The sequence below is a fragment of the Flavobacterium covae genome (assembly GCF_001534645.1).
Lineage (GTDB): Bacteria > Bacteroidota > Bacteroidia > Flavobacteriales > Flavobacteriaceae > Flavobacterium > Flavobacterium covae.
Map to the genome: position 1 here is coordinate 2176834 of NZ_CP013992.1, position 18558 is coordinate 2195391.

Consider the following 18558-nt stretch of genomic DNA (forward strand, 5'->3'; position numbering starts at 1 on the left):
TAAAATATTTCGCATTCTTAACAATGCACACATCTAGGAAATCTCTCTAGAATTCTCAGTAAAAGTTTTATCCAAAGTCTTTAGAGCCAAGTTTTGTGCTTTGTTCTTTAGTCAAGCCCCTGAGCAATATGGGCTATAAAAGAATAACCATGACAAAAGAACTGCGTGGTTTATGCCAAGAAGCCTTTTGGTAGTCCAAAATCAGTAGTGGAATATTTAGGACGTTACACCCACAAAATAGCCATTAGCAACCACCGACTCCGAGAGGTGACTGCAAAAGAGGTAATTTTTAGCTACAAGGAGTAAAAAAGGAAATGACACTTTCTTTAGGGGAGTTTACAAGGCGTTTTGCTTTGCATATACTACCCAAAAACTTTGTCAAAATAAGACATTACGGATTTTTGAGTAGTACTTGGAAACGAAATAAGTTGCCTGCTTTGCAGGCAAAACTCCAAGCAAAACCTATACAAACGAAGATTAAACCCAAATTACGCGTTAGGAATCTCTTTGGTCAAGTCAATAGGATAATTCCAAAGACTTTCGAACCATTTTCTGCGTTTTTTTGTTAGAGCGATTTTTAGTTTTATTGTGTCTCCAACTTTTTCAAAATAAGCCCCTATGGAGAAAGTTCTATATCTTAGTGTGGACAACGTTTTTTGAGTTTTTTCTTGTAACACAAAAATTCTAAATAAAGACATTAAATTATAAGCTATCATAGAGAAAATTAGAGCTGCTTCGGTTGGAAAAAAACCTTTAAGATTGAAACTTTCAGCTCCAAAATCTAATTTTAATTCTTTGATCCTATTTTCAGCATCACCTCTTTGTCTATAATTTCTCCAAACATCTGTAGCGGCATATTCTACATTTGTAACATAGGCTGAGTATCTATAATTTCTATGTATTTCATCTTCTGGAAATAAGCTTAATGTTCTTCCTGTTGCATTTGGACGCTCTGATATTTTTTGTCGAACAATTACAATTCTTCTGTTTTTATCCCAAGAATTTGCTTGATATTCTTTGTCACAAATTTCTATTCCATCATCAATACTTATCCACAAATCTTGCTTGTTAATAAGGTTTTGAATAGGGTGTGTAAAGCGTACAGCTACAATATAATTAAGGGTTTTATGTTCTAAATAATCCAAAATATCTTTTTGAAAAAATCCACTATCTAAACGAACTAGTCCTACTTTTTTAGTTCCAAAATTAGCCATAGTATCTTCTAAAAAACCAACAAAATTATTGGCAGAACTAGTATCACCACTTCTAAGCCAAAAATTAGCAACCATTTTTACATCATTGACAAAAGCAATAATAGGATGATGACTGTTCCTGCCTTTTTTCTTTGGATTATATCCTTTTTTAGCGCCTTCTTGTATTCCGTAACGTGTAATTACTGATGAATCAATATCAAGAGTGAAGTAGTTAATATTCAAATTTTGAAAAAACCAACTAAAAAAATGTCGTGAAACTTCTTGATTTGTAGCTTGTGTAAATTTGGAAAAATAACGCTTGTAAACATCTTGTGCTGGTGTTTGTGACCAACCAAAAATATCTGCTAATGCTCTATCTGCACGAGTAACTTCTGTATGCAAAAATCGATTAGCTCCACACCAAATACTAGTAATAAATGATTCTAAAATTACGGAAACATCATATCCTCGATTCGAATTTTGAGTAGGTAAAAAACTACAATCTTCGATATGAGTTTTGAAGTTGATTTTATCTAACATTTGCTTTAAAAAAACCATTCCGCCCCAAGGCGTAATCGCTTTATTGGTAAAGGATAACTCAATTTTCATAGGCTACATTTTTCTAACGCGTAGCGTTAGAATAGTTACACTAAAATTAACACTTTTTTCCTAATGCGTAATCTGGGTTAAAACAAAAGTATTACTTAAATGTCCCTGTTGTAAAAACGGATATTTGCATACCCTAGCTGTGTTTGATAAAAGAGGGCCTCCTGCTTGGTATCTTGCCACTAGCCAAAACACAAGTTCCTGTAAAAGCTAACGTTATGGGTAAGGGTACTTATGCACAAAAGTGAAGGAAATCACTCAGAAAAACTCCGAAATACAGACTTCAAAAAAAGAGGCACAGTGTGCCTCTTGTATATCATTAAACTTTTAGTTCGAAATTCCCATAGTGAGTGGATGGAATGCAATCGGTTCCGTTCAACAGAGGTTTACTTCACTAAGTTTCTATTTTGTTTTGGTGTTCAGTGATTACAATTCATTGTTCGTGCTTCGCACGCAACGAAACCTTAGCTGTTAACTGTAGTTTTTTTATCAAGTTTCTTATAGGTTTTTCAAAATACAAATAACTTAAAGACGATACTATAATCAAAATTAATAATCTAATTAGAAATGATATTGTAAAGTCAAATTCTTTATTCAGGCCTAAGTATTTAAACATTCTATAGTCGGAAAATATAACCCAAACAGGAGCTTGTAATATATATATTCCAAAGCTAATCTCTCCTAAAAAAATAAATATTTTTTTTGAAAATATTTTTGTAATCAAGTCATTACTCAATGATATTAAAAGTATTAGAGGAACAAAAATTACAGCAAGTAATCCATTATGGAAATTAAAACCAATTGGAAATCTTAAAAGAAGTATTAATATGACTATAAAAAAAGCAATTGATAAAAAGTAGTTTTTTTGATTGTTTTTAAGTTTATTAATAAAAAATAAACCTGCTAGATTACCAATCAAGAATTCATTAAAATGCATTAAGGGATGATAATACAAATCTCTATTACTATAATTTGGTACTTCTAAAACTTTATAAACTATTAGATGGAAAATTATTTGACTAATTAACCAAAATGAAATAATCGAAATGGTATTAATTTTTAGATTTTTTTTGGAATATATTTTATTTAATAAAAATGGAAAAGAAATATAAAAAAACATTTCAACAGATAAAGACCAGCCTGGATAATTCAGTGTAAGTGCTTTTTGAGGAACCCAAGATTGAATCATAAATAAGTTTAATAGCAAATCAAATTTATTGATATTTTGGAACAGAGTAATATCAAGTATCAGAAAAATTGCTAAAAGATATACTGGATATATTCTAGCCAATCTGTTTTTAATGTATTCGATAAAATTAACATTTTCTCTATTTCCATAAGCAATAATCATTACAAATCCCGATAGTAAAAAAAAATAGCTAACACCAACATTTGTTTGTTTAAAAATGAACGAAGTGTACTCGTTGTTAAACAAATAACTATTTTTTCCATAATGAAAAATTACTATAGAAATTGCTGCAATAAATCTTGTAAATGTTAATTGTTCGATTCTCAAAATTAATTTTATTTTAGTTTGCTTTTGTAAAATTACGTACAACGTCAGTCTGTGAAAAAACTTCGCAAACCCTGTCAAATATAGCCAAAATAGTTTGTTAAAAAATCGAGTTTTCGTATTTTTAAATAGGCAACATATCCAAGGAATCTCGCGTAATCAGTTACATTTGTCCAGCTTAGAAGACAAGTATTGATACCCAGTATCAAAGGGAAACAATAAAAAACTCCGAAATACAGACTTCAAAAAAATAGGCACAGTGTGCCTCTTGTATATCATTAAACTTTTAATTCAAAATTTTCATAGTAAGTAAATGGAATTCAATCAGTTTCATTCAACAATGGTTTACTTCACTAAGTTTCTATTTTGTTTTGGTGTTCAGTGATTACAATTTATTGTTCGTGCTCCGCACGCAACGAAACCTTAGCTGTTAGCGGTAGTTTTTCGTTCGAGGTATTTTGTCAGTTTTTCGTATTCTATTTTTTTGATGTAATTTTCCATATAGTCGTAGTCAATTTTTCCGTTTTGGTCTATTGGGAAAAGTAATTTTTGACGTAACATTCTCGCTTCGTTGAATTTATAAGCGTATTGAAATTTAGATTTTTGTTTCAATATGATTGTCTTAATAAACAAATACAAAAATTCGTTTCCTTCAACTTCTTTTAGGCTTAACCTTTTTACATCGTCTGAAAAAATTGCTTTGTAAGGATGATAAAAATTTTCAACAACACTTCCGTTGTAGTTTACTCCCAAAACATTAGAATCTAATGAAGAATTTATATTTGAAACAAAATTTGTAATACCATTATTAGAATCAGAAGCACCAATAAAAGGCGTTTCGCCTTTTATCATATCTGCTTTTGTTAGCCTTTTACCAGCTTTGATATTAAAAATGTCTTCAATAAAAAATTCTCCCCACTTTTTTTTAGTAAGTGAATCAACTTGTTTGAAGTTTTTAACTTGATTCAGTCTTTTTTCTAAATAGAGATTTAGGTTATTTTCTTTACTGCTTTCAATATATTGAACATACTTGTTCATAAAATCAAAATTTGGTAAATTATTAGAATCTACAGGTAAAATAATCTTTTCTCTTTGAATTCTTTTGTCATTAATTTCTCTGTTAAAACCATACTTCTCGCTTAATCGTTTTGCGATTGTAGATATAAACAAATAAATGTTTTTGGTAAATTTTTTATTTTCAAGTTTTGTAACGTGGTCACTCGCAATAAATGAAAATGGCTGAAAAAATGTCGCACCAACACTTCCACTATTTGCAATTGTCAAACAATTTTTAAAAACACGTACTTTTTCAGTATTGCCAATGTAGCCATCAACTCCGTTTGTAGTTGCAGAAGACGAAATATAAGGTTGATTACCTTCGATATGGTCGCCTTTTTTTAATCTTTTGCCTCTTTGTATTTCTGAAAAAATATCCTTGAGATAAAAGACATCCCATTTAACTTCATTTAGTTTCATACTGTTTGGATTAATTTTCATCAAATAAATGTTCTTTTCCATTCAATATCATATTAAACTCGAAAGTTAAATAGTCAGCAATAGTTTTTTCAAAATCTTTGTCTTCTGGTATTTCATCATTAAAGTAATAAAAAGAATGTAACCATTCGTCATCAGATTCAATTGTAGTTTTTACGCAAAAATTGGTTTCAGCTTCTAAATGTTCAAACCAAACATCCAATAAATGCTGTTTTTTGTCTATCGCCTTAATAGTTTCAACTAAACCACGATGTTTTTGAACTTCAAACCCATCATTTTCAAAATTGATAAACTTTACAATTTTATCTTTATAATGTGGAATACCTGCTGTAAAAACAGCTATACAAGGGTTTGTGCCAACACCATAAAATGAGTTTTTGTTTAGCGTAATAACACCATCTAAAGTATGGTATTTCAATATGTTTTCTTTAATAGCTTGTTCTTCTTTTGTTTTTCCTGTCATTGAAGATTGAGGAACAATTACTACAACTTTCGCATCTTGAACTACAGAATTAAGTAAATGCTCTGTAAAGTTTATTTCGTACAAACTTGGATTATTTTTACTACCCATTGAATAAGGTGGATTCATCATACCAACTGTACATCCTTTTTCTTGTAATTGAGAAGGATTAAATTTTAAAAAGTCTTCTTGTTCTAAATTACTTTTTCCATCTCCACGCAGAATCATATTTGTTGTTGCAATGGTAAACATATACGGTTGTAATTCTAACCCGTGCAATTGATTTTTTCTTATGTTTCTTTGTGTTTCAGGATTGTCGGTTTTTTGCAACATATCGTGCATAGCTGCAATTAAAAATCCTGCTGTTCCACAGCAAGGGTCTAAAACTGAATCAGTAGGTTTTAATTCTACTAAATCACAAAATAATTCTGTAACGTGTTTTGGTGTTAAAACAATTCCTAACGATTGTCCGTCACCACCAGAATAAGACATAAATTCTCCATAAAATCTTCCTAAATAATCTTCGGCAGAATGTATGTATTTTATGTTTTTATAAATGTTTTCATAAAGAAACTCTGTAAAGTGTTTTAAAGGTGTTTTCTTTAAAAACTCGTTTACTTCGTTAATTGCTTTTGTGTCTTTAATGACCAGAAACTGACTTAATAATTTATCTTTTTTAACTTGGGGCGAAACGTTTGCTCTTCGTAAATTCTTTTCTATTGCTTCATAGATTTTTTCGCCATCTGTATTAGTTTCGTCACCGATTAAACTATCAATACTGAAACCTTTATGCTCCATTTCACGTAAAGCTAATAAAATTCCAGAAACTATTAGCGGTTTGTCTTTGTCTTGAATACTTCCGTAATTTCTTAAATCTTCGTGAAGATTTTTAGCATCTTTTAGGATTTCTTCTGTTGTTTTGTCTTCGGGTGTTTGCTCTTTTAGAATGTTTTTTGTGTAATATTCGTCAATATTTTTTTCGTTGAAAAGTGTAAACGTTTCAACATCTTCAAGTTCTTTATAACCGCCTCTTTCGTCAATAAATATAGGTGTTATTTTGTGTCTCTTTTCATTGCCCGAAACTCCAAAAACAATGAATTTTTTATAGTTTGTGTTTTTTGATAAATGTTTACCATAAAACAACGCACCATTAACAGCGTAATTTTTTACACTTGTTGTTTCGCTACAAATAACATCTTTATCGTTTCGTTTTATGTGAAAAGAAACGTCTGCTTTGTTTTCAATAATCAAAACGAAGTCTTTAACAATTCCGCTATATTCAGGAAAACCAACTTTTCCTGTTCCAGCTTTTGATGCTGATTTTAAAGCGTTGTCAATGTCTTTTATGTTGCTTCCTTGTGGATGTAAATCAACATTTGCTTCTTTTAGCAATTCGTAAACCCACAAATCTGTCAATATTTCTTTCTTCGCCATTTATTTTGTCAATTCGTTAATGTCGCAAATTTATGATTTTTATTTCTGTTATTTGTTGGTTTGTCTTTCGTTTATGCGGTTCTGTTACACTGACGGCTAACTCATAAATAGGCGAACCTATCTTAATCCTATTTATTGTTATTATTGAAACAATTTAAAAAGGCGTACTTCGCATTTTGTATTGTTTTTCCAAATATAACGATAATAATGATTAAAAACAGTTAGAAATATACTCATCAAGATAGTTTTTTGAGGTCAACCTTTCTAGTTAACTGCATATTCTTAAAGCAATTATAACAGCAGAAAGTAGTTATTTAGCTAAACTTGTCAAAGAAAATAAAGCCTACCTAAAAAGTGTAATAGCTACTACTTGACCTGACAGTTGTAAGTTTAATTTTGCTTGGCAGATGATTTGTAATTTCATTTCTCCGTGAGTTTCTTTCTCTTGTTTCGCTTTTTCAATAGCGACAACCTGTGATTCGGTAAGTAGCAATCCTTCTTTGGAAACCTTGGTTTCTAATGCTTTTAAACGTTTTTTAAAGGTCTCTAAATCATTACGAAGCCAAATAGAGCGAACACTCTCTTGGAGATAACACAATCCTTCTTTACGTAATTCATTACTAACTCGTTGTTGACCTAGAGCTGGATTATCGGTGGTTATAGTGATTAGTTTTTGCTCAATATGTGGCTCAACACGATTTTTAAGAATAGGTTTACTACGACTTATTTCTTGAAGCGCTAATTCTCCTCCTGTTTCATATAATTCTTGAAAACGATAAAAGCTATCACGACTATAGCCCATAATTCTACAAGCTTCTGATACATTTTTTGGCTTTGTTGCTAAGTTTAATAGTCCTATCTTATTGCCTATTAATTCTTGATTTGTTATCATATTCAATCTTAAAAGTTACTGTTTTTATTGGCAACTGTCAGATTAAATATTAACTATTACAGGATAGACATACACATTAATTTCTTGTTTGTTTTCAAATTCGCTTATGCATTTTATTTTAGTTGATTTATAATTGATTGTAATATCAAACTACTTTTAAAAATAAGACTTTATTTGTTTTTTGTTTTTAAATATTGATCCAATAAACTCCCTTGTTTGCCTTCAATAAATCGTTCGTCTTCATAAATGGTTTCACCTGTTGTTCCGTTTATTATATAACAAGTCAATTTTAATGGATTGGTTTTATGATAACTCCACACTTCATATAAAGGAATTTTTAAATGTTTTTTTTCTTCATATCGGTTTATTGAGTGAATTTGTTTTATATTATAAATATCAATTTGATATTGGTTATTCATTTTTGTAGCTAAATCTTCTATTGTGTATTTATATGGTAAATCGTAATTTGTTTCTCTGATTAATTTACCTTGCTCATCATATTCCTTTTTAAAACCAAATTTTATAGAATAAAAACTTTTTAAAATTGATTTTAATTTAGAGTTTTTATGAAATTCTTTATATATCCTTATTCCTGTTTTTTCATTACTTCTTTCTTCCCAGAATGTTTTATCTTCACTTTCTACTTGCCTAATTTTTTCATTGTCTTCATGAAAAATGTAACCATTGTTAGTTTTATTTTTTCTATATTTTTCTATATCTATTGTTTCCATATTAATATTATTTATAGATTCTGATTTGACTTGACTCTTACAGGATAAAAAAGCAAGCAAATATATTATTTGTATTAATCTCATTTTATACCTTTTTTTTAATTATTCCCCATTGCCATTTCCACGTAGTCTTTCTTAGTGCTCCATTATAACTCATCACATTGTCAGTAGCTAATAAAGGATTTGTTCGTGCATAAACAAAAGTGAATTTTTGATTATATTCTGTAATTACACCATTACTATGAGTATGATATAAACCAAGCCCATGCAATGCTTCATGACTAAGTGTTAAGTTATTACGCATCTTATATAAAATTAAATTTTTAACACCAACATCTTCAATCTGACCAGCTGCATTATCATAAACTTCATCTTGTAAAACAAATACAGTAAAATAATTATTGTATTTACTGTTACCTGGAATAGCTATAAATTTACGTCTTATATCTCTGAAAAAATGTGGTATTTTATCTGTTGGGGTTGATCGATAGTCTTCGTTATACTTACCTGCTTGATCATACTTCCCACCTGCAATAAAATCTGGATCAGTAGTTAGATCAAATTCATTAATCCCAACAGAATTTGAATAATTTTCATCTTTAGGCACTATTAAACTTTGATATAATGAATTATATAAAGTTACTTTTTCAGAATCTGTAAAGATCCCTGATACGGCTGATCCAGTTAAGTTAGTCCTTAGTTGTACAAACACAAACTTTAGCTCCTTAATATTCTTGACCGCGTGTTGTCCTGTAGTATTTTTATTAGGCAAAACAATTATTCTACCAGCAAGTTTACGTTCCATAAGTTGCTCGGCTATAGATTTTGCCAAAGAACCCTTAGGATAGACATATACATTAATTTCTTGTTGTGTGGTAAAGCCTTCTATACATTTTACTTTTATACTATCAGCCGTAGCTTCACGTTTTGCCCCTAATGCTTTGTCGCTTATTAATACTGGATTTGTATCGCTACCATCTTTATCATTTATTTCAAAATAGCGTTTGTAAAAAACTATTCTTATTTAATCGAGGAATTATTTGTTCTTTTTTATAAATTCTTCTTTAGTAGAAATTCTAATTCTTTTATTTTGTGGCAATGTTTCCGTTGCAAAACCACTCTTATATTCTTCAAATAAAATCTCTCCAGTATTTCCATTTATTACAATTGCTTTTGCTCCGCCTCCATCTTGTATGTAAAGATTTACTTCATAAATGTAAGGTGCAAATCCAGGGTAAAATTCAATTTTACTTCTATTAACGTAATATTGAATGCCTCTTTCAATATTTGAGTTAGATGGAACCATTAAATCAATATCATAATCTGTCTTTATAAGTCTGCAAAGATCTTCAATACTGAATTTATAATTCTTCTCATAATCAGTTTCTTTGATTAGATTACCTGATTGATCAAATTCTTTTTGAATATTAGATGGTATATTATAGAAAAGACTACCTATTGCCTTAATTCTACTGTTACCATAATAGACAAAGTAATCAATGAATGGTGAATTTTTTTTATGAATATCTAAAATAGTTTCTTTTGTAGGTTCTATAAATTCATTGATTACGACATGATCTCCATTAGGTAATACTTTCATATTTACGCTCGGATCAATTTTTAAATTGGCGTAATACTCTTTATTGAAATATTCCATACTATCTTTTTTTATAATTAATTTTTCTTTTTTATCTTGTGATTTACATGATATTATACTAAAAAATAATATTCCTAATATTAATACTCGTGTCATAAATGTTTTTTTAACTGTTGCCATTTCCAAGTTGCACGACGCAAATCTGAATAGTCTATAATATTTTCAGTCAATTTGTATTTGAAAGTAAATTTACCATTTTTATCAAAGGAATGATATAAACCTAAACTATGCAAAAGTTAGTGAACAAGACAGGTAGAACATGAACAACAAATATCTACCCATTTTTATTTTCTATTTTTTTCAAACTCTTCTTTCGAAAGAATTTTAATTCTTTTATTTTTTGGCAATGCTTCAATTCCAAATCCACCTCTTTGGGTTTCAAAAAGAATTTCACCTGTATTGCCATCTATAACTAACATTTTATCTCCGCCACCATCTTGGATGTAAAATTGTACTGTGTAACAATTTGCTACAAAACCTTTAGCAAACTCTGATTTACCTCTGCCTACATTATATTGTACAGCCCTTGAATCATTTGAATTAGGTTTAATCATTAAATCAATATCATATTCTGATTTTATAAGTTTGCACAAATCTTCAATACTGAATTTAAAATCTTTGTCATAATCAATTTCTTTAATCAATTTACCTGATTCGTCGTATTCCTTTAAAATTCCTATTGGAAAACCATAAAAATCTTGGCTTTCAATATGAATAGTTTTAGTCTTAATATAATAAATCTTAACATAAGTTACTGGGAATATTTTATCTTTTATCCTAAAAATATAATTTATTTTATCACCAGCATCAAAATATTGTGCATTATTGCCATTTGATAACGTAACAAAATCTCCAGTTTGCTTTCCTATTAAATCTCTTAAAATTCTCTCATCATTAATTTCCATATTATTAGCTTTTATAATTTGTAATTGCTTCTTTTCTTGACTTTTACAACCAATTGCATTAATTAATAGTACTATTACTAAATATCGTATCATACATGTTTTTTTAATATTTCCCATTGCCATTTCCAAGTTGTTTTTCTCAATGAGCCATTATAACTCATAAAATTATCTGTGCCATGTGCAGAATCGTACCATGCATGCTTATACACATATTTTTGTGTTTTTGGATGATCATAATTGCAATAATGAACTGATAACACATAACGACCAGTGGGTACATTGTAATTCCAAGTGGAATTATCTGTACCTACATACAAATTGTTTTTATTATTTTTTAGTGCATTGTTGTTTACAGTTGCACGTCTATTATCTTTATCAAAAATGGTTGCTGTATTAGGGTCAGTAGTATCTATATATACATGAGTTAAATCCCTGTGAGTATGATACAATCCGAGACCATGCATTCCTTCATGTGGAAGTGTTTTTGAGTTTCTAGCATTAAACAAAGCCACCGCTTTTTTCTCTATATCTTCGGCAAAACCATTAAGATTATCACAAGGTTCGTCAAAAGAAAATACCATAAAATCATTTTGATAGGCGTTTGAGGTTGCCGTATTTAACAAAGTTCGCAATACTGGTATTAGAGTATTACTGTATTTTAATTCATCTACACTACTTTTTATAAATGTAGAACCTAGTCGAGCACCCGAACTGTTGTATTGTTGCTTAAACCGAGTATCAGCAGTCACATCCAAAATAATATCTGTAATTGTCCCTGCACTGTTGGTTCTTTGATCAGTAATATTAGCTTTAATCAAGCTTTGATATAAACCATTAACTAAATCTTTTTTCTCGCCTGACGCATTTGTAGTTCCAGTATCGAATGCACCAGTTCTTATATTTGATAATCCACCTAAAATATTTGTCCTTACTTTTACCAAAACAACATTCAATTCCTTAATATTCTTCACTGCATTTTGCCCGGTTGTATTTTTATTAGGTAAAACGATAATCTTTCCAGCAAGTTTACGAGCAAATAGTTGCTCAGCTACTGGTTTTGCTAGTGTGCCTTTAGGATATACATACACCTTAATTTCTTGTTGTGTGGTAAAGCCTTCTATACATTTTACTTTTATACTATCAGCCGTAGCTTCACGTTTTGCCCCTAATGCTTTGTCGCTTATCAATACTGGATTAGCATCGCTACCATCTTTGCCATTAATCTCAAAATAGTTTTTGTTAAAAACTACCCGTATTTGATCGGGTGCATCTGTACCACCTACCTCTACAAGTGTACGAAGCTCGGCTTCATAAGGTGGTTTAGGCATTCCCGTAGGCACAACTGCTGCATCACTATAAGGCTTAGGGAATAAGGCTAAATAAGGCACAAAATAATCTTTCGTGAATGGTGCAACAGCAGGTTTTGGAACAATATCAACCTTTATTTTAGGATACTCTTTCTTTAAGGCTTTAAATGCCTCATCTTTAGATTCGTATTCGGTATTAGCGTCTCTGCGAGGTGCTTTACCGTTTGGTGCTTCATACCCATTTTCAATACAATCTTCATATTTAGCTTCGGTGGTTAATCCATTATCATCTACACGTAGCCAGTCAAATCCAAATTGTCCTGTGTAAGTTCCATCCTGTTTGGTGCGAAATTCTACAACACACTCGGTAGTCATTTTATCTAGCGTTGGTGGTTTTTTAGGATTTCCATAAGTAACACCATTTTCATTACCGTTTATGCTAATATGTTTTTGCGAATTTATTTCAATGTTTTCAGCGGAGTATATTTTATAATCACCTCCTACAATCTCAGTGATTTTACCGCCAACAATTCGTGTCCTACTCATATTAGTGGTTTTTAGTTTTTTCGGCACTATTAACGTTGACTCCTTTTTTAGCATTCTTATCAATACTTCCTTCAGAATTTATAACAATACCTTTTTCAGAATTAACTATATTTTTCCCTCCTTTTGTTTCACTATGCACATCGCCTCCTATATATTCATCCAATTTACCTGTAATATGAGTAAGCATACTCAATCCTACCGTCAAGCTTTTTGCGCCTGTTACAGTTTCGCTTGATGTAGCCCCTACAGAAGTGGTTTGATTCATTCCCACATTAGTCGATTTGTTTACTCCCACAGTAGTAGTGTAATTATTAGATACATTTACTTCCATATCTGTACAATTTACTGAAAAAGTTTTAGGCGCATTTACATTGATATTCCCTTGCCCGTCCATTGTCCAAGTATTGCCGCTTGGGTCTTCTATAAAAACGGAACCTTGGGCATCGTTTAGGATTATTTTTGTGCCAGATCGGGTATGAATGACTTTTTGATCATTTCCTGGGGTATGGTACCCGCTGGTTTCGCTTCCGTTGTAATGAGTCCCTAATACAAACGGTTTTTCGGCATTGCCGTTTTCAAATCCTACAAGGACTTCTTCGCCTATTTCAGGGATGAAATGAAAGCCTTTGCCAGCTCCTGAGTGGGGTTGTATCAAACGAATCCACGGGGTTTTTTGATTCTTTTTTTCTTGCCAAGGAAATTGTACGCGTACTCTACCCATTCCCATAGGGTCGTTGTTAACAATCATTTTGGTTAGATTGCGTTTTTTTATATAACTTTTCTTTATATTCAAGTTATTTCGTGTTGTTCTTCATGTCCTTTGTATTCTACAGAAATTTTTCCTCCAACAGAACATTGACTGCTACTTTCTTCTGTAAGAATTTTAAAATTATTGATACTGTCTTTTTCTGTGGTTTTATCCCATTTTATGATTGCAGAAGTACAGTTACTTTTGGTAATAGCGCAAACTCCGAAACTAGGAATATTGGTTTCGGGGTATTTGTCTTCTTCTGTTGCAATGAGTTTTCCTTCTACTCTACTAAAGGTCTGACTAGTTACTTTTAATTGACCTGATTTTGTCCCTTTGTTACAAAATAGGAGCCCTTTTTCTGTGAGTTTTTGTGGCATGATCTACAATTTTTATTTGAACAAGTTGTCCCAAAATCCTTTTTTCTTTTTGGGTGTATGATTATCTCCTTTTTCTTCATCTACAATAAAAGAACTTTTTTTAATTGAATCTTGGGGTTTAGTAGCTTTCTCTTTTGGAGTATAAGATCTACCTGTTCTTTTACAGTATTCTTCATATTGTTTTTCTTCAAAATCTTCCCACTCTGTCTTTGTATAGGACTTGCCTTGGTGGGTTTTGTAAATAGAGGAAGTTTTCTTTTCTTTTTCTCCTTTTTGAGGAAATTTTGTTTTTGATTTAGGTATTTTATCACCGTTAGGGAGTTCTAAAAATTCTGCATCCTCATATAATACTTTTCCATTAGTACCATCAATATATACCACTTTTACAGGATATCTACCTTCTCCTTCATCTGAATAGCCACAAGAGAAAACCACGAGATATAGATATTGCTGTGTTAAAGACTCGTATCTTCTATCTACTCTATATTCTAATATATTCTTCTTGTAGTCTGATTTTACCATTAAATCTACTCCATATTCTTCTTTAATGAGTTTGCATAAATCTTCTACTTTAAAAGGGTAGTTTTTATCATTATCTATTTCTTTAATTAACTTGCCGTTTTCGTCATATTCTTTTGTAATCCCAATGGGGAAACTATTAAATTCTCTTACTGTAGATTTTAATAAAGTATTGTTATGATATACTTTAATGATTTTTATTGACTTATTATCATAATACTCTTCAACTTGTATGGTATTTATAAAATATAAAATATCAATATATTTATTATTGTCTTTAAAATAAAAATCAGATGATGATTTTAGTCTTTCTTTGTTAATAGGTAGATCCTTGTATTTCTTTAAATCAAAATATTCCATAGTCTCTTTTTTAAAATTATTAGGTTTAAGTGTATCTTTTTGTTGCCCTTTACAATTTATCATATACAGTGATAAAATTGCGCTAACTATTAATGTTTTCATTTTACATTTCTTTTTAAGATTTTCCATTGCCAGTGTAGAGTACTCCTTCTATCTTGCCTGTAACTCATAATATTATCTGTAGAATGAACTGGGTCTGTTCCTCCATTAGCAAAGACAAATTTTTGATCAGAATCATAAATTGTTCCATCTGCATGTGTATGGAACAATCCAAGACCATGCATACACTCATGAGGTAATGTGGTATCTCTTCGTGTATTAAACATTACAGCACTTTTTTTAAATATGGTTTTATTGCCTACAGTTATGGCTTCTGCAAAACCATTGATAACAAATCTGGGGTTTGAAGTATCAGGACATCTTTCATTAAAAGCAAAAATAATAAAATCATTAATGTGATTATTGGAGGTCTGAAGATGAAACCTTCGTTTAAGCTCTACTAATAAAGCATTAATGGGTTTTAAATTTCCTGAGCTATCAATATAAGTAGAATCAATCGGATTACCCCTAGAATCCCTATGTATTTTAAATTGAGGTACCGCAGATAGATCCAAAACAATATCCTTCATTATTCCTGTTGAATCGGGCAATTGTTTTATCAATTTAGTTTCTATTAATGCCTGATGCAGTGAATTCTGAAAAAAGGTATTTTCATTAGGTGATAAAGCTGGATTATATAAACCTTTACTTATAGTTAAACCGTTTAATATATTAGTCCAAACAGAAACCAACACCACATTCAACTCTTTTCTGTTCTTCACGGCAGGTTTCCCTTTAGAAGCAGGAGTATTTTTATTAGGTTCTAGGACAATTCTACCTGCTACTCTGCGCAGGGTAAGCTGTTCCGCAGGAGTTTTTAGAAGAGAATCTTTCGGATACGCATACACTGTGATCTCTTGTCTTACAGAGAATTCTTCTATACATTTTATTTTAATAATCTGTCCTGTGTCATGTTTAGAAGCAATCGCTTTATCAGTAATCAGTACAGGATGGGTATCTGTCCCATCTTTTGCATCTATGGTAAAATATTTTTTATCAAAAATAATTCGTATTTGGTCTGGCTCTTCTATTTCTATGTCTGTCAAAACTCTTAAGTCTATTTCGCATGGTGGTGCAGGGGTACTTGTGGCTGCAGCACTGACTGCTTCGGGATATAAATTAAGCCACGGAATATAATATTTTTTAAGGTTAGGATTACTGATTCTATTTATAGGAATTTGTAAATATTCTTTTTCCAAGGCTTTAAATGCTTCTTCCTTACTTTCATATTCTGTATTGGTATCAGTTTTAGTCGGTTTTTCATATCCATTTTCTAAGCAATCATAGTATGGTGTTTCTTGTCCTGCGCTATTATCATCTATCCTTAGCCAATCATATCCAACTTCTCCTTTCCATGTGGTTAGAGGTCTAAATTCTACTAATGTATTGGTTATTGTTTCTACTGGTTTTTTCTTATGTTTAGTTGGCTTATTGGTAAAGTTATTCTTGGTTTTACCGTGCATTTCAGCCACTTCCATGCTGTTAATGGAAGTCAATTTATCAGAATGCAGTAGCATCTTTTCTGTTCCGTATGTGGTAACTTCTTCCGCTTCAATATGAATGGTTTCTTTCGAATTGATAAGGGCTTTTCCACTGAACAGATTCATAAATCCGCTGATAACCTGTTTCATAAATGGTGCAAAAACAAAAAATTGTGACATGATGTTTAAAATCATGCTGTTTGAAACGTTAGCTGCCACATTATTGAACGCATTAATTTCTACATCTGTGGCATTAATTATTAACTTTTTAGGCACATTAAGTACTGCATTACCTTGTCCATCAAAATACAAGTAATTCCCGTCAGGTGTGCTTTGTTTCCAGCTTCCTTGGGAATCGTTAGTAAGGGTTTCAATACCGCTACGGGTTTTTATGACTTTTAGATCATTTCCTGGGGTATGGTACCCGCTGGTTTCGCTTCCGTTGTAATGAGTCCCTAATACAAACGGTTTTTCGGCATTGCCGTTTTCAAATCCTACAAGGACTTCTTCGCCTATTTCAGGGATGAAATGAAAGCCTTTGCCAGCTCCTGAGTGGGGTTGTATCAAACGAATCCACGGGGTTTTTTGATTCTTTTTTTCTTGCCAAGGAAATTGTACGCGTACTCTACCCATTCCCATAGGGTCGTTGTTATCTACTACGCGTGCCGTTTGTTCTTCGCAGTTAGGATGGATGTTGTCGTCAAAATAAGGTGGGGTCCACATATCAGGGATTCCTACAAATTCGTTGTAATAATCCTTTCCGTTATGAAAATGGTTGATTTCTATGATGCGGTAGGTTTCCATGGGTCTGTCGTTAATGTCAATCAGCTTGGTTAGAACGCCTTGTTTGAGTTCGGGATCTTTGCTTTTGCCTTTTACGATCATCAGGTTTTCTCTGTGTTCTTTTTGTTTTCGTACGGCCTCTTGTAGTTCTCTGTCTGTTTTATTATTAATACCCGTTGGGTTGTAGTGTTTATTGGGTTTTTTATGGAATACGTCTTTTGAGGCGTTTATTGCGGTTACTTGGTAGGGGTTGAATTTGTTTTGTAATTGAACTGAGGCGCTATCTCTTTGTAGGGTGCTGCCTGATTCTACATCGTAGGAGGTGTAGGTAAATTGCTGGGGTTTTACAGATATTTCAAAGGATGCGTGTACTAGGTCTGCGCCTTCTTCTAGTTGGATGATTTTAGGGCCTACTTTGTTGCCTAATACTAGGCTTTGTCCGTTGTAATAGAGGTATTCGCCATAGCGTATGGCCAATTGTTTTAAAAATTGGTAATCTGTTTGATTGTATTGTACGGTGTAGGGCAACACGTGTTGGGTGTTGTTATTTTGGGTAATGAGGTTGAGTGTCTTGGGGTAATCTGTTGCTATTTGTTGGGCTATTTCTCCTAGGGTTTTGTTTTCAAAGCTTTGGGATTCAAGGCCTTGTTCTAGCATAATCGTTGGGGCGTGTCCTGTTATGTAGAGTCTGCCGTAACCGTCTTTTTTTAAGAGGTTTAGGTGGGTTATAATCCCTGTAAAGGTTTGTTTTATTTCCCCAAATCGGTGTAAGTGGATCTGTAGGGTTTTGCCTAGATAGCTTTTAGAATTTTCCATGATGTACGCCTCTTCGTTGTCTAGAGAATCAGCACGGGTATCTAGGGTAAAGCTGTCGTGGTCGTTAGTCTTTTGATGGAATGCTAGGTTAAAATGGGATTTTTCTAAAAAGTCTTTGCCTTCTATACTTAGGGTGCAGTACACTAAGAAATCAGATTTGTCTGTTAGGTAGTCTTTAAAGGTGCGTAATTTAGCGTATTGGGCTAGGTCATCTGGGTGGTTGAGCCTTCCATAATCACTGTTGTAATTTTCCATAGTTAGTTAGCTTGTTTAGTTCTTGTTTTTTTTATTTAAAAACAGTGTTTATTATAACACAACGCATTGTTTTATTTTACAGCAACTTAAAAATACAATATTTTGTATTAAAACCAAGATTGGTTAATGGGTTTGTTTGGGGGTTTAATAAAATTAATTCAAAACGTTAAACCTCACATATAAGTGTTGGAAATTTATTATTGTTAAAAGGGCTTTGAATCGAAAAAAAACATTCCATTTTTTGTCTTCAATGGAGTAAAACTAGAACTAGGGGAAAAATTGCGGTTCATATTCCTCTTTTGTTCTGCATTGCAAAGTCTGTTGTCTAATTTGGGTTCAGTCTATTGATGGGGCAATGTTTTTGTATGCTTACTGAATT

At 31.7% G+C, this 18558-nt stretch carries 14 protein-coding genes and 2 pseudogenes; 2 read left to right on the top strand and 14 right to left on the bottom strand.

What is annotated here, in order from left to right:
- Nucleotides 1-52 precede the first annotated feature (52 nt).
- Nucleotides 53-491 (top strand): annotated as a pseudogene (locus AWN65_RS15250) (IS91 family transposase); the annotation flags it as partial.
- On the opposite strand, the gene AWN65_RS09650 reads toward AWN65_RS15250, so the two are convergent.
- The gene (locus tag AWN65_RS09650; RefSeq protein ID WP_060382974.1) at nt 489-1802 is read right to left on the bottom strand and encodes an IS1380 family transposase; all 1314 of its coding nucleotides are present in this window, start codon (nt 1800-1802) and stop codon (nt 489-491) included. The pseudogene AWN65_RS15250 and the gene AWN65_RS09650 sit on opposite strands and share 3 nt — an antisense overlap.
- A 76-nt stretch (nt 1803-1878) precedes the next feature.
- Between AWN65_RS09650 and AWN65_RS15465 the strand changes: the two are divergent.
- Nucleotides 1879-2013 (top strand): annotated as a pseudogene (locus AWN65_RS15465) (IS91 family transposase); the annotation flags it as partial.
- A gap of 219 nt (nt 2014-2232) precedes the next feature.
- Here AWN65_RS15465 and AWN65_RS14610 read toward each other — a convergent pair.
- The 13 genes from AWN65_RS14610 to AWN65_RS15255 form a co-directional block, all read right to left on the bottom strand.
- Entirely contained in the window at nt 2233-3315 is a 1083-nt protein-coding gene (locus AWN65_RS14610; RefSeq protein ID WP_158447598.1) for an acyltransferase family protein, read from the bottom strand.
- 420 nt (nt 3316-3735) lie between these two features.
- On the bottom strand, nt 3736-4830 hold the full coding sequence (locus tag AWN65_RS09660) for a restriction endonuclease subunit S (RefSeq protein ID WP_060382975.1): 1095 nt from the start codon (nt 4828-4830) through the stop codon (nt 3736-3738).
- The gene (locus AWN65_RS09665) at nt 4799-6700 is read right to left on the bottom strand and encodes an HsdM family class I SAM-dependent methyltransferase (RefSeq protein WP_060382976.1); all 1902 of its coding nucleotides are present in this window, start codon (nt 6698-6700) and stop codon (nt 4799-4801) included. The genes AWN65_RS09660 and AWN65_RS09665 overlap by 32 nt, the downstream gene beginning before the upstream one ends.
- Nucleotides 6701-7043: 343 nt before the next feature.
- Nucleotides 7044-7592: a helix-turn-helix domain-containing protein gene (locus AWN65_RS09670; protein WP_456236272.1), complete on the bottom strand. Its 549-nt coding sequence runs from the start codon at nt 7590-7592 to the stop codon at nt 7044-7046.
- Nucleotides 7593-7762: 170 nt separating this feature from the next.
- Nucleotides 7763-8407 carry a hypothetical protein gene (locus tag AWN65_RS09675; RefSeq protein WP_145902553.1) on the bottom strand — a complete coding sequence of 215 codons (645 nt, stop codon included), beginning with the start codon at nt 8405-8407 and terminating at the stop codon, nt 7763-7765.
- A gap of 1 nt (nt 8408) precedes the next feature.
- Nucleotides 8409-9128, bottom strand: coding sequence for a hypothetical protein (locus AWN65_RS09680; RefSeq protein ID WP_060382978.1), 720 nt, complete (start codon nt 9126-9128; stop codon nt 8409-8411).
- 231 nt (nt 9129-9359) lie between these two features.
- Complete coding sequence (locus AWN65_RS09685) at nt 9360-10076, bottom strand: hypothetical protein (protein ID WP_145902554.1); 717 nt, start codon at nt 10074-10076, stop codon at nt 9360-9362.
- A 188-nt stretch (nt 10077-10264) separates the two neighbouring features.
- Nucleotides 10265-10978, bottom strand: a complete 714-nt coding sequence (locus AWN65_RS09690; RefSeq protein WP_145902555.1) for a hypothetical protein — start codon at nt 10976-10978, stop codon at nt 10265-10267.
- Complete coding sequence (locus AWN65_RS09695) at nt 10975-12738, bottom strand: hypothetical protein (RefSeq protein ID WP_060382981.1); 1764 nt, start codon at nt 12736-12738, stop codon at nt 10975-10977. The genes AWN65_RS09690 and AWN65_RS09695 overlap by 4 nt, the downstream gene beginning before the upstream one ends.
- A 1-nt stretch (nt 12739) precedes the next feature.
- A complete protein-coding gene (locus tag AWN65_RS09700; protein WP_060382982.1) occupies nt 12740-13486 on the bottom strand; it encodes a phage baseplate assembly protein V in 747 nt (248 codons plus the stop codon).
- 41 nt (nt 13487-13527) lie between these two features.
- A complete protein-coding gene (locus AWN65_RS09705; RefSeq protein WP_060382983.1) occupies nt 13528-13866 on the bottom strand; it encodes a DUF4280 domain-containing protein in 339 nt (112 codons plus the stop codon).
- 12 nt (nt 13867-13878) lie between these two features.
- The gene (locus AWN65_RS09710) at nt 13879-14847 is read right to left on the bottom strand and encodes a hypothetical protein (RefSeq protein WP_158447600.1); all 969 of its coding nucleotides are present in this window, start codon (nt 14845-14847) and stop codon (nt 13879-13881) included.
- Nucleotides 14844-18179 carry a type VI secretion system Vgr family protein gene (locus tag AWN65_RS15255; protein ID WP_060382985.1) on the bottom strand — a complete coding sequence of 1112 codons (3336 nt, stop codon included), beginning with the start codon at nt 18177-18179 and terminating at the stop codon, nt 14844-14846. The genes AWN65_RS09710 and AWN65_RS15255 overlap by 4 nt, the downstream gene beginning before the upstream one ends.
- Nucleotides 18180-18558: the final 379 nt, after the last annotated feature.

Excerpts from the sequence above, each read along its gene's own strand:
- AWN65_RS09650 (WP_060382974.1), bottom strand. The coding sequence starts at position 1,802 with ATGAAAATTGAGTTATCCTTTACCAATAAAGCGATTACGCCTTGGGGC.
- AWN65_RS09660 (WP_060382975.1), bottom strand. The coding sequence starts at position 4,830 with ATGGAAAAGAACATTTATTTGATGAAAATTAATCCAAACAGTATGAAA.
- AWN65_RS09665 (WP_060382976.1), bottom strand. The coding sequence starts at position 6,700 with ATGGCGAAGAAAGAAATATTGACAGATTTGTGGGTTTACGAATTGCTA.
- AWN65_RS09670 (WP_456236272.1), bottom strand. The coding sequence starts at position 7,592 with ATGATAACAAATCAAGAATTAATAGGCAATAAGATAGGACTATTAAAC.
- AWN65_RS09675 (WP_145902553.1), bottom strand. The coding sequence starts at position 8,407 with ATGAGATTAATACAAATAATATATTTGCTTGCTTTTTTATCCTGTAAG.
- AWN65_RS09680 (WP_060382978.1), bottom strand. The coding sequence starts at position 9,128 with ATGGAACGTAAACTTGCTGGTAGAATAATTGTTTTGCCTAATAAAAAT.
- AWN65_RS09685 (WP_145902554.1), bottom strand. The coding sequence starts at position 10,076 with ATGACACGAGTATTAATATTAGGAATATTATTTTTTAGTATAATATCA.
- AWN65_RS09690 (WP_145902555.1), bottom strand. The coding sequence starts at position 10,978 with ATGATACGATATTTAGTAATAGTACTATTAATTAATGCAATTGGTTGT.
- AWN65_RS09695 (WP_060382981.1), bottom strand. The coding sequence starts at position 12,738 with ATGAGTAGGACACGAATTGTTGGCGGTAAAATCACTGAGATTGTAGGA.
- AWN65_RS09700 (WP_060382982.1), bottom strand. The coding sequence starts at position 13,486 with ATGATTGTTAACAACGACCCTATGGGAATGGGTAGAGTACGCGTACAA.
- AWN65_RS09705 (WP_060382983.1), bottom strand. The coding sequence starts at position 13,866 with ATGCCACAAAAACTCACAGAAAAAGGGCTCCTATTTTGTAACAAAGGG.
- AWN65_RS09710 (WP_158447600.1), bottom strand. The coding sequence starts at position 14,847 with ATGAAAACATTAATAGTTAGCGCAATTTTATCACTGTATATGATAAAT.
- AWN65_RS15255 (WP_060382985.1), bottom strand. The coding sequence starts at position 18,179 with ATGGAAAATTACAACAGTGATTATGGAAGGCTCAACCACCCAGATGAC.